Origin of the sequence: Subtercola sp. RTI3 (assembly GCF_035018625.1) — a bacterium.
In the GTDB taxonomy this organism is placed as follows: domain Bacteria; phylum Actinomycetota; class Actinomycetes; order Actinomycetales; family Microbacteriaceae; genus Subtercola; species Subtercola vilae.
Window position 1 is genome coordinate 40,588 of record NZ_JASJXO010000002.1, and the last position, 11,836, is coordinate 52,423.

The following is an 11,836-nucleotide window of genomic DNA, read 5'->3' on the forward strand; positions in this document are numbered from 1 at the left end:
TTCTGGTGGGTGAAGTCGGGGAGAGTCGGGGTATCAGCTACGCCGCATGGTCGCGAACGGCCTCGCCGAGTAGGCGCGAAGCCACCGGGTCGATGCGTGCGTCGTGCCCCGAGCCGGTCTTCAGCACGCTGCCGAGAATCGCACCGTCAGAACCGGCGATCGCCGCAGCGAGGGTGGCACCGGTCACCCGGCCGCCGATGAGCAGGTCGACCGCGTCAGAACCGAACTGAGCCCGAAGCCGGGCGATGTCGTCGATGGCGTCGGCCACGCCACTGTCGCGGGTGACGATGATCTTGTCTGCCGCACCGAACGAACGGGCCTCAGCTGCCGCCCAGTCGGTATTGCCAGACAGTGCGAGGCTGGTGGCTTCGTGGGCGTCGGCCCACACCTCGACAGCGCTGCCGAGCATCCGTTTCATCAGACTGACGTCGTGCGAGCAGCCTTCGATGAACCCGGTGGGCCCCACCGAGACGCCGGTGAGAACCTTCACCCGAACGAACTGGGCGTCGATCGCGTGCGCAATGGCGACGGCCGACGGCCCGTCATTGTGGCCGACGACGACTCCGACAGGTATCGTCACCGCGCGGCGAACCGCTGCCCCGATGACACTCATCGCCGCCACCGTGGCCGCACCGACGCGGTCGGCCTGCGGGTTGTCGCTCGCGTCTTGAATCATGACGTCAGTGAAGCCGCTTTCGGCGAGCACTCGGGCGTCAACCGCGGCGATCTCGGCCAGCTCGCCGACCTTCGCCCCGGCGTAGTTCGCGGCCCCGGGCAGCGGCGGCAGGTGAAGTACCCCCACCAATCTGAATGCGCCCATGAGCCTTCTCCAAACCTCGAAACCCGAACAACTTGCTCAAACGGTATACCATTTGATGTGTCGGCCATGTTTCAGCGCGTTAACACTGCGTTAATCAACGCAACGGTATGCAGTTTGCGAAACTGTTCAGCGATGAGGGGTTTCGAGAAGTGGGCTCAGCAGGTGGGCTCAGCGGGTGGGCTCAGCGGGTGGATTCGGCGAGTGGGTTCGAGAAATGGGCTCCGCGGACCGCCGGCTATCGCTGAAAGGCGGGGCGGTTGTCGAACACGAAGCGGTAATAGTCGCTCAGGCGCAGGTCGGCCGCCGCCTGCTCGTCAACGACGATGGTCGCGTCGGGGTGCAGCTGCAGCGCCGACCCGGGGCACATCGCCGTCAGCGGCCCCTCGACCGCCGCCGCTACGGCCGCAGCCTTCTGCCGACCCTGCGCCACGAGCACCACCCGCCGGGCAGCGAGAATGGTGCCGAGCCCCTGCGTCATGCAGTGCAGCGGCACCTGGTCTGGCGTGTCGAAGAACCGCGCATTGTCGGCGCGGGTCTCGGGCGTCAGCGTCTTGATGCGGGTGCGCGAGGCGAATGACGAGGTCGGCTCGTTGAAGCCGATGTGACCCGAGCCGCCGATGCCGAGAATCTGCAGGTCGACACCACCCGCTTGGCGAATCGCCTCTTCATAGTCGAGACAGGCCTGCGGCAGGTCGTCGGATGCCCCGTCGGGAACATGCACGCGGGCAGGGTCGAGGCGCAGCCGTTTCGTGACCTCCCGATCGATGACCGCGTGATAGCTCTCGGCGTGCGAGTAGGGCAGCCCCACGTATTCGTCGAGCGCGAAGGCGCTGATCGATGACAGCTCGGGGGTGCGCCGCCGTTCGAGCGCCTCGTAGACCGGCAGCGGCGACGAACCCGTCGCGACCCCGAGAACCTTCAGCGAGCCGTCGTCGACCCCGGCCAGAATGACGCCGGCAACGTAGTCGCCGATCTCCTCTGCGTTCTTCAGAATGATGACCTGCATGGTGTTCTTCTACCCTTCGACGATCTGCACGGTGCGGCCGGTGGCCACCGACTCCTGCGCGGCGAGCACGATCTTCAGCGTGCGGAGTCCGACGGCCCCGTCAGGTTGCGGCTGCACCCCTGTGCCTACCGCCTCGAGAAAGGTACTGAGCAGCGCCGCGTCGAAGTCGGGCCCGTACGGTAGTTCGAGAGGCACGCCCGAAGCCGAATCGAGGCCGTGCACGCGGGGGCCGAAGAAGTCCACGTCGACCGTGCCGCGCGTGCCGGCGACCGACAACCTGACGCCGCCCCAGGTCGGGGCCGTCTCTGCGCGGCTCCACGAACAGTCGATCGCGGCGATCACACCGTTGTCGTAACTGATCGAGACCAGCCCGGCCGTCTCGGCCTTCGCCCGGTCGGCGTGCAGCTTCTGGTTCGCCACCGCCGTGACCGACAGCGGCGCCGCGTGCATCAGGGCCTCGAGGAGGTCGGCGATGTGCACGACATGGTCGACGAGAGCTCCGCCACCCGAAAGCGCTGGGTCGGTGAACCATTCCCGAGCGCTCGGCAGCTTTCCGTTGTTGCTGCCGCGAACCGAGAAGACGTCGCCGAGGGCGCCAGCGTCGTAGTCGGTCTTGAGATGCAGAAAGGTGCTCGCGAACCGCACGGGGAACGCCACCATCAAAATGACCCCCGCCGCCTGGGTTGCCGCGAGCATCGCTTCGCCGTCGGCGAGCGTCGTGGCGAGCGGCTTCTCGCAGAGAATGTGGGCCCCGGCGCGCGCCGCCAGCTCCACGTGTTCGCGGTGATGGGCGTTCTCACTGGTCACGATGACCGCGTCGGGCTGCCAGGCGAGTAGCTCGTCGTATGTGTGGACGTAGTCGACGCCCAGTTCGTCGGCAAGCGTACGCCCGCGCGTCTCTGCCGGCGAATGGATGCCCGGGTCTGAGGTCAGCACAGAAACAGAACGGTTCTGCAGCAGCAGTTCGACATACCCGCGTGCGTGCGTGTGGGCGAACGACATGACGGCCACCTTGAGGGGGCGGGAAGCGGTGTTCACAGCGCTCTCTCTTCTTCTGCTTCGGCGCTGGCATCGACTCGCGAGACCAACTCCACCGGCTGGCCGGTCTCGAGCGAGAGCAGCGCGGCGTTCGCCAGCCGCACCGCCTCTGCGCCATCGACCACACTCACGCGCGGCTCCGGGCCGCCCCCAAAGGCCTCGGTGAACTCCCGCAACTCCGCGAAGTACGGGTTCTCGGCGGGGTCGACGTCGGGCAGCAGCCCGCCCTGCTCCGCCGCCTCGAGCAGGTGAGCGGTGTAGTTGCGTTCGGCCGCCGACGAGTGTTCGATGCTGCCGAGCGTTCCCGTCACCGAGTATTCCGTGGTGAAGGGCAGATGCGCGGGCCCCCAGATGCCGGCAACGTGGCTGATCGCACCCGAAGCATGCGTCAGCAGCACATGCGCTGCCTCAACGGGCGCCGCGGCAGTACCGGCGCGGTTCGAGACCGCCGAGACCCGCACAACCTCGCCCGCGACCCAGCGCGCGATGTCGATGTCGTGAATCATCTGATCCATGATGATTCCGCCCGACAGCGCCCGATCGGCGAACCAGGGTGTGCGCGTCGGGAACGCGCCAGAGCGGGAGAACCGCAGCACGGCGAGGTCTCCGAGCAACCCGCTCTGAACCGCCTCGTGCAGCCGCACGTATTCGGGGAAGAACCGCACCACGTGGGCCGGGTAGAGCCGCCTGCCGAGGCGCTCGGCCAGCTGCACCAGCTCGGCCGCCTCCTCGTCGGTTCGCGCGAGCGGCTTCTCTGAGATGACGTCTTTGCCGGCTTCGAGGGCCCGCTTCGCCGCCGCGTAGTGCGTGAAGGTCGGCGTTGCGACATCGACGTAGTCGACGATGGCCAGCAGCTCGTCGAGTGTGTCGACGACCGTTCCCCCGTGGCGCGCCACAAGGTCAGCCGCACCGGCGTCTGAAAAGACGTAGACATCGGCACCGAGGGTGAGCAGATGCGGCAGGTGCGAATTGCTGATGCCGCCGGCCCCCACGAGGCCGATTTTGAGCGAAGAGAGTGTCATGAGTGTCTTTCCATCACGGTTGAGAACGGGTGGCGGGTCTACGAGAACGAATAACGTCACGAATGAGAGGGAGGTGGATGCCCAGGGTGGCCATGTGCGCACGAGTACGTCGTCGCTCGCGAAGCAGAGCGACGACACCGATCGCCCAGATGGGAAACTGAACGAGAAAGGCGACTTTGAAGGCCTCGAGCGAGTAAGTGGCCGGCGTGCCGGCATTCTGCAGATCCATCGCCACCCCGATGAGGAAGATCGCGATGACACCGGCCAGAAAGCCGCCCCCGTTCACGATTCCGGTGGCGGTACCGAGGCGGCTGGCGGGGTTGTGCGCCCGGGTGAAGTCGAACGCGATCATTGACCCCGGCCCACCCGCGCAGAGCACCAGGGCCAGGGCGATGAGCACGGCGAACGGGGCGCGCCCGGGCCACACGATCACGAGCATCCAGACCGCCGCCTGCGAACCGATGACCGCGAGTACCAGCCACGACCGCCGCAGTGGGTGCCGGGCTGACAGGGTGCCGACCACGGGCCCGAGCACCGCGCCGAAGACGACGTAGAGCGTGAAGATCGCCGAGGCGCTGCCGGCCGAGAGCCCCTCACCCTGAATCAGGAACGGATACCCCCAGAGCAGCGCGAACGCAGTACTGGCGAAGGGAGTCGAGAAGTGCGACCAGAACGCGAGGCGGGTACCCGGATGCCGCCAGGCCTCGGTGAACCCGCGCCGCAGGTCGCGCGGGGCGGTGATCACGGTGATCGCACCTGTTCGCACGGGTTCATTGCGCACAACGGCGAAGGCCAGTACAGCAACGAGCACACCGAGCGAGGCGACCGAGAGAAAGGCGGTCTGCCAGCCGGCCGCGTGCATCAGCGCGGCGAGCGGAATGACGCTGGCAATCTGCCCGAACTGGCCGAGCAGCCCGGTGATCTGGGTGACGACGGGTGCCCGACGCGGCGCGAACCACGCGGCGATCACCCGCAGAATGCTCGGAAAGATCGCGGCATCACCTGCGCCGAGCAGCACCCGGGCCCCGATGGCAACACTCACGTCGGTGGTCAGCGCCATGACGACCTGGCCGAGAGCCATCACGATCATGCCGGTGGTGAGCACCTTTCGCGCGCCGAACCGGTCAAGAAGCAGCCCGGCGGGAATCTGCAGCGCGCCGTAGACCAGCAACTGCAGCACGGCGAACAGCGAGAGCGTCGAGGCGTCGGCGTGAAAGCGGGCAGAGGCGTCGACACCGAGCGCAGACAGCGAGGTGCGGTTGAGGATCGAGACGGAGTAGGCGATGACGCCGACGATCCAGATGAACATCAGTCTGTGGTCGGTGCGCGCTGTGCGCACTGTGCGCACCGTGGCCGCGAGGTGGGCCTGCAGCCCGGCGCCGGTGCTAGCCATGGGCAGCCCCCACCGGCGGGCTCGGGGGTGACGGCGTGAAGCCCGACGGGCCGGCAGCTGACGGTTCTCTCACAGCGGTGGCGGTGGCGCTGCCGAGCATGCCGTGCGCACGCACAGCGAATCCGGGCTCGAGCTCGTGGCCCGCCCAGCCGAGCATCGCAGCGCCGATGAGGCCGCCCTGCGAGGTGAGCGCCGACCGGATGATCAGCGGAGCCGCACGCCAGCCGAGCCGCCGCTCGACACCGGCTCGCAGCGGCAGAAGCACGGCGTCGCCCGCGGCAGAGAGCCCGCCTCCGATCACCACGACGGCGGGGTCGAGCACCGCGGTCAGCCCGACCACCCCGACGGCCAGCGCTTCGACCGCGTCGTGCCAGACCGCTCTGGCGATGGGATCGGTGTCGAGCGTCGCCGCGAGCTCCCGCGTTGAGCCTGCGGCTGTGCCGCCCGCTGCACGATAGCGCGTGAGGATGCTCGTGGCCGAGGCGTACGCCTCAATGCACCCGTGCTGTCCGCAGGCGCACAGGTCGCCGTTCGGAACCGCCGGAACATGGCCGAACTCCCCCGCGGCACCCGCCGCACCCCGCACCAGCACGCCCGATGTGACAACGGCCGCAGACACGCCCGTACCGATCGGAATCAGCACAAAATCCGCGAACGCGTCGGCCGGCTGGGGCTCTGCCGACCCCACAGAGCCCGCCGCACCCGTCGCTCTTGCCGCCGCTGCACCGACCGCCGCCGCTCCGACCTCCGCCGCCCCCGCATGCGCGGCCCGCTCAGCCAGCGCCGCCGCACGGGCGTCGTGGTCGACCCGCACCGGGATTGTGAACTCCTCTTCGAGGCGATCCCGAAGCGGTAGCGCCTCCCAGCCGAGGTTAGCGGCGAACGCGATCGTTCCCGTCGCGGCGTCGACCAGCCCGGGTGACGCGATGCCGATTCCCACGGGCAGGTAGCCATCGGCGAGCACACCCGAGTGGAGCATCCGGATGACCGCCAGAACCGCCGCATAGGCATCACCGTCAACGTCGAAGGTGCCGACGGTGAACTTCTGAACGACTACACCGAAGCGGTCGACGGCGGCCCCTTTCACGGTGGTGCCACCGATATCGACGGCCAGTGCCACCGCGGCGCGAGAAGTGGGGTGGTGCTCGGCCGCGCGGTGGTGCTCAGTCACGGGGTGGTGCTCAGTCACGATGCGGCGGCCCCGTCGAGCTCGCGCACGAGCCGCTCGATTCGCGCGGGTGCCAGCACCTCTTCGAGAATCAGGTGTGTAGCCCCGCGCACACCCGCATCGCCCGGGCTGCTCGCAGCGCGCACTTCGAGGTCGTTCGTCACGAGCGGCAGGCACTTCTGAAAGAGTTCGGCCCGAATGGCTGCGACCAGCGGCGCCGACGCCGACATGGCTCCGCCCAGAACCACGTCGCGCGGATTGAAGAAGTTGACGATCGATGACAGCACGCCGCCGATCGAGGTGCCGGCGGTTCGCAGAACGTCGACCACGTGAGCGTCTCCACCCCGGCCCAGCTCGACGACATCGCTCGCCGTTCGCACGTCGTACCCCTCAGCCGCCAGCCGTGCGACGATCGCGCCGCCGCTGGCCACCGACTCGAGGCAGTGCGGGGCCCCGCACACGCACGAGATGGTCGATGTGCCCTCGACCGACGTGTGGCTGATCTCGCCCGCCGCTCCCCCCACCCCGCGGTGCAACCTGCCCGACGAGATGATGCCGCAGCCGATGCGCGTGCCGAGCTTGATGGCCAACAGTTCGTCGGTTTCCGGATGCACGTTCGACTGCTCGGCGAGAGCAATCAGGTTGGCGTCGTTCTCGACCAGCACCGGCACCGCCGTGTGAGCAGAGAACAGAGCCGGGAGGTCGGCGTTGTGCCAGCTGGGCATGAACGAGGGCAGAACGACCCGCCCGCTCGGAAACTCGATGGGAGCGGGCAGCCCGATGGCCACGCCGCGAAGCAGTTCGGGTTCGAGCCCGTTCGCCACCACGAGATCGGTGAGCGCACACCAGAGACGTTCGACGGCAGACGACGGGCCGTCTTCGATCGAGACCGGAACGTCTTCGACCACGAGCAGCACCCCGGTGAGATCGGCGATGGCCAGCTGCACGTGGTGGGCGCCGACATCCATCGCGCCGACGAAACCTGCAGAACCCGGCACCTCGAGCGAGCGGGCACGACGGCCACCGCGGGAGAGCTCGCCGTCGCCTTCAGCGACAAGGCCAAGCCGCACGAGAGCGTCGACCCGCAGCGAGACCGTCGACGGCGCCATGCCGATCTTGCGGGCCAGCGCCGACCGTGACGTCACGGCGCCGGAACGAATGAGGCGGAAGATGTCGCCCACCGAACCAGGGGCGTATTCCTGGTCTCGGAACAGTTCGGGTCGTTTCATGTGCACAAGACTACTCGCACAAATCGAACAAAGACTACCGATTTGCGAATGACTTGAGCTAGTCTTCGAATCGTAACTCGCACGAAACATACGAACCGTAGCGTGGAATGTACGCCGCACCATCACGTATCGAGGAGACAGCATGGCCAGGAAGACCCGGATTTGGACAGGATCGATAGCATTGTCGGTCGCCGTAGCTCTTTCACTGAGTGCGTGCGCTCCGGGCGGTACCGCGGCACCCGCGGCCTCCTCCGGGCCCGTGTCGACCGACGTCGCCTCAGCCGGCCCGGTCACCCTCACCGTGTGGGATCAGAACACCGATGAGGGCATCACTGATGCGCAGGAGGCGTTGAACGCGGCCTTCACCAAGAAGTACCCGAACGTCACCATCAACCGCGTCACACAGTCGTTCGCCGACCTGAAGACCACGCTGAAGCTGGCACTCTCGGGTGACAACCCGCCCGACGTCATCCAGGCCAACCAGGGCTACCCCGACATGGGCGCGTTCGTGCAGGGCGGGCTGATCCGGTCGCTGAACGACTACAACGATGTGTACAAGTGGAGCTCGTACTACCCCGAGTCGCTACTGAAGATCAACTCGTTCAGCGCTGACGGCAAGAAGTGGCAGGGCGACAACCTCTACGGCATCTCGCAGACCGGCGAGGTGGTCGGGGTCTACTACAACAAGAAGATTCTCACGCAGCTCGGGGTCGCTGCCCCTACCTCGCTCGCCAGCCTCGAGACCGACATGGCAGCGGCGAAGAGCGCGGGCATTCTGCCCATGGCCTACGGAGACATCGAGAAGAGCCCGGGCATCCACCTGTTCGGCATCGTGCAGGCCTCGCTCGCCGGCGCCGACGCGGTCAACAAGCTGGTGACCGGGCAGGGTGGCGCGTGGACAGACGATGTGTCGGTGAAGGCGGCCACGACCATTCAGAACTGGTCTGACGAGGGCTACATCACCAAGGGCGCCAGCGGTATCTCCCGCGACGACGCACTCGCCCAGTTCGAGGCCGGAAAGTCGGCCTTCTATGTGGTGGGCACGTGGAAGCAGGCGGCCATTTCTGCAACGCTCGGCGCAGACGCGGGCTTCACGACGCTGATTCCCGCCGGCGGCACCACGCCCGTCACGACCGGCGGCGAAGGCCTCGCCTGGGCCGTGACGACCGGCTCGAAGCACCCCGACGTCTCCGCTGCCTACATCGACTTCATCAACAACGCTGACGCGGCCCAGACCTTCATCGACAAGAAGAGCCTGCCCTCGGTCATCCCCGCCGGGTACACCCCGACCGCGGGCCTCGAGACCGACGTGTTCAAGACCTACGGCGCGGTCACCGCGTCGGGCGGCCTCGTTCCCTACCTCGACTACTCGACGCCCACGTTCTACGACACCCTCACGAGCGCCGTGCAACAGTTGACAGACGACCAGGTCACCCCGAAGGCCTTCACTGAGATTCTGCAGAAAGACTATTCGAGCTTCCTCTCGAGCAAGTAGGCCGATCACTCATGACAGTCACCGCTCGAGTTCGGTCGAGTGAGCTGCGCCAGACGGGCACGGTCACCAAGAACCGTGCCCGTCGTCGCCGCATCGACGCGTGGAAGGCATTTCTCTACGTCGTTCCGGCCCTCGCGTTCTCACTCACCTTTCTCATCGTTCCCACTTTCCAGACCGCGTGGTACTCGTTCTACAACTGGAACGGGCTGAGCGCGGCCACCTGGGCCGGCGTTCAGAACTACGTCAACATCGTGCAGGACGAGAAGCTGCGCGACTCGTTTCTGCACGTGGGCGTGCTCGTCGTCTTCTACTCCTTCATCCCCATCGTCATCGCCCTGCTGCTCACCATGGTCATCTCGCGGGCGCATGCCCTTCGCGGCATGTCTTTCTACCGCACCGTACTGTTTCTGCCGCAGGTCATCGCCTCCGTCGTGGTCGCGACGACCTGGCTCTCGATCTACTCACCGAACGGGCTGCTCAATACGGCGCTGCGAGGTGTGGGTCTCGACTCGCTCACCAAGGTGTGGCTGGGCGACTTCAGCACGGCACTCGTCTCGGTGGGCTTCGTCGGCACGTGGCTGAACGTGGGGCTGTGCCTCGTGCTCTTTCTGAGCGGTGTCGGCAACGTGCAGCCCGAGCTGTTCGAGGCAGCCCGCCTCGATGGCGCGAGCAGCCTGCAGGAGTTCTTCGGCATCACTCTGCCGGCCCTTCGTGGCCAGATCACCGTCGCGCTCACGCTGACCGTGGTGTCGTCGCTGAAGACCTTCGACCTTGTCTACATCACGACCCGCGGCGGGCCGGGCGATGCCACAACCGTTCCCGCGTACGAGGCGTACAACCGCGCATTCAACTCGGGCCAGGTGGGTTCGGCGGCCAGCGTCGCCGTGGTGCTCACCATCGGCATCCTGATCATCACCGCGCTCATCGGGCGACTGCAACCGAAAGAAACCGAATGAAGATCTCTCTGCCAGAGAAGCTCGTCACCTATCTGGTGCTGACGTTCTTTGCGGCCTTCGCTCTGGTGCCCCTGCTCGGCGTGGTCATCACCGCCGTCACCCCCTCGAGCACCAGCGGGGGGTTTCAGATTCCCCGCTCGATCGACCTCGGCAACTTCGTCGAAGCGTGGAACCGGGGGCACTTCGCCAGCTACCTGCTCTCGAGCATCACCGTGGTGGTCGCCGTGGTCGTCATCACGACCGTGCTCAGCGTGCTCGCCGGCTTCGCCTTCGCCCGCCTGCGCTTCTTCGGCTCGAACATCATCTTCTTCGTCATTCTCGCGGGGCTGCTGCTGCCCGCCGAGGCCTTCATCATTCCCCTTTACTACAACCTGCGGTCGGCGCACATCACCGACAGCTACTGGGCGCTCATCCTGCCGCAGGTGGCCCAGTCTCTCGCCTTCGGCATCTTCTGGATGCGCAACCAGTTCATGACCTTCCCGAACGAGGTCATCGAAGCGGCCCGGCTCGACGGGGCATCCGACCTGCGCACGCTCTGGCAGATCATCGTTCCACCCTCGGCGCCGTCGATCATGACGATGTGCCTGCTCATCTCGATGTGGACCTGGAACGAGTTCCTCATCCCGCTCGTCATGGTCACCCGCGACGACCTGCGCACCGCACCCCTCGGGCTGGCGTTCTTCCAGGGCCAGCACGCCACCGACTACGCGTTGCTCGCGGCCGCCGGCATCATCATCGCGGCCCCCATCGTCATCCTCTACTTCTTCTTGCAGAAACGCTTCATCAGCGGAATGCTCGGCGGGATCTCGAGCCGGTGACCGCCATGAACACAACCGAGCTGTTCGACCTGCTCGCCATCGCCGAAGCCGACCGCGAAGACTGTCTGGCCCTGCTGGCCGACCCGGCCCACGACATCGTCGTCGCCGAGGTCGCCGCTTCTCTCACCCGCAGCTTCGGAACATTCAACGAGATCACCGTCACCGAACCGACCCAAGACCCCCTGGTCTGGCTGAAGGCGTACTTCAGACTCACCCCCGCGGTGCTCGAATGGCACCGCAAGCGCGGCATCCCCGAGCAGGTCACGCGCGACACCCTGGCCGATGTCGGCCGACACCTGGCCATCAGCCGCCGTGTCACCGGCGAGTTCAGCCTGCAGACCTGGCGCTGGCTCACCCACCACTTCACCGTGCGCATCTTCGCGCTCGGCCGGTTGCAGTTCGCGCTACAGCGAACCGATCTCGAAGCCGCGGGCGCCATCACCCCGGGCGACTGGGTACTCGCGGTGCACATCCCCGAACAGGGCCCGTTGCTGCCCTCACTGGTCGACGAGAGTCTTGACGCGGCGCGCACCTTCTTTCCCCGGTTCTTCGCCGACCGGCCGGTCACCGTTGTCACCTGCGACTCGTGGATGCTCGACCCCTTCTTACTCGACCGCGTCTCTGCGACGAGCAATGTCGGCGCCTTCGTCAGACGCTTCACCCCCCTCGGGCACTCAACCGACGGGCACACGGATGCCCTCTACTTCGTGTTTCGAACCCGCGACCTCGATCGTCTGAGCGAGCTTCCCCGCGACACTTCGCTGCAGCGCGCCGTGCTCGATCGCCTCGAGCTCGGTGAGACATGGCAGGTCGCGTGGGGGTACTTCCGGCTCTGAGGGAAAACCCGAAGGCGGCCCCACACGCGCCGCCCGTCGGGAACACCCCGCAGGA

11 protein-coding genes are annotated in these 11,836 nt (G+C 66.7%); 4 read left to right on the plus strand and 7 right to left on the minus strand.

The window, feature by feature from the left end:
* Positions 1–37: 37 nt before the first annotated feature.
* From QN358_RS01615 to QN358_RS01645, 7 genes are all read right to left on the minus strand, one after another.
* Positions 38–820: a BtpA/SgcQ family protein gene (locus QN358_RS01615; protein ID WP_323511379.1), complete on the minus strand. Its 783-nt coding sequence runs from the start codon at positions 818–820 to the stop codon at positions 38–40.
* Between the two features lie 235 nt (positions 821–1,055).
* A complete protein-coding gene (locus tag QN358_RS01620; RefSeq protein ID WP_136640302.1) occupies positions 1,056–1,826 on the minus strand; it encodes a glucosamine-6-phosphate deaminase in 771 nt (256 codons plus the stop codon).
* A gap of 9 nt (positions 1,827–1,835) precedes the next feature.
* Entirely contained in the window at positions 1,836–2,864 is a 1,029-nt protein-coding gene (locus QN358_RS01625; RefSeq protein WP_323511381.1) for a Gfo/Idh/MocA family oxidoreductase, read from the minus strand.
* Positions 2,861–3,886, minus strand: coding sequence for a Gfo/Idh/MocA family oxidoreductase (locus tag QN358_RS01630; RefSeq protein WP_323511382.1), 1,026 nt, complete (start codon positions 3,884–3,886; stop codon positions 2,861–2,863). The genes QN358_RS01625 and QN358_RS01630 overlap by 4 nt, the downstream gene beginning before the upstream one ends.
* A 13-nt stretch (positions 3,887–3,899) precedes the next feature.
* Positions 3,900–5,279 carry an MFS transporter gene (locus QN358_RS01635; protein ID WP_323511384.1) on the minus strand — a complete coding sequence of 460 codons (1,380 nt, stop codon included), beginning with the start codon at positions 5,277–5,279 and terminating at the stop codon, positions 3,900–3,902.
* Entirely contained in the window at positions 5,272–6,450 is a 1,179-nt protein-coding gene (locus tag QN358_RS01640) for an ROK family protein (protein ID WP_161580297.1), read from the minus strand. The genes QN358_RS01635 and QN358_RS01640 overlap by 8 nt, the downstream gene beginning before the upstream one ends.
* A 14-nt stretch (positions 6,451–6,464) precedes the next feature.
* Positions 6,465–7,676 carry an ROK family transcriptional regulator gene (locus tag QN358_RS01645; protein WP_323511387.1) on the minus strand — a complete coding sequence of 404 codons (1,212 nt, stop codon included), beginning with the start codon at positions 7,674–7,676 and terminating at the stop codon, positions 6,465–6,467.
* Between the two features lie 142 nt (positions 7,677–7,818).
* On the opposite strand from QN358_RS01645, the gene QN358_RS01650 reads away from it, so the two are divergent.
* Genes QN358_RS01650 through QN358_RS01665 form a run of 4 tightly spaced genes read left to right on the plus strand, consistent with a single transcriptional unit; the run spans position 7,819 to position 11,781 of the window.
* Positions 7,819–9,171 carry an ABC transporter substrate-binding protein gene (locus QN358_RS01650; protein WP_136640298.1) on the plus strand — a complete coding sequence of 451 codons (1,353 nt, stop codon included), beginning with the start codon at positions 7,819–7,821 and terminating at the stop codon, positions 9,169–9,171.
* An 11-nt stretch (positions 9,172–9,182) separates the two neighbouring features.
* Positions 9,183–10,127, plus strand: coding sequence for a carbohydrate ABC transporter permease (locus tag QN358_RS01655; RefSeq protein WP_136640297.1), 945 nt, complete (start codon positions 9,183–9,185; stop codon positions 10,125–10,127).
* The gene (locus tag QN358_RS01660) at positions 10,124–10,945 is read left to right on the plus strand and encodes a carbohydrate ABC transporter permease (RefSeq protein WP_136640296.1); all 822 of its coding nucleotides are present in this window, start codon (positions 10,124–10,126) and stop codon (positions 10,943–10,945) included. Before QN358_RS01655 ends, QN358_RS01660 begins: the two co-directional genes overlap by 4 nt.
* 5 nt (positions 10,946–10,950) lie before the next feature.
* Positions 10,951–11,781: an acyltransferase domain-containing protein gene (locus QN358_RS01665; protein ID WP_323511392.1), complete on the plus strand. Its 831-nt coding sequence runs from the start codon at positions 10,951–10,953 to the stop codon at positions 11,779–11,781.
* Positions 11,782–11,836 lie beyond the last annotated feature (55 nt).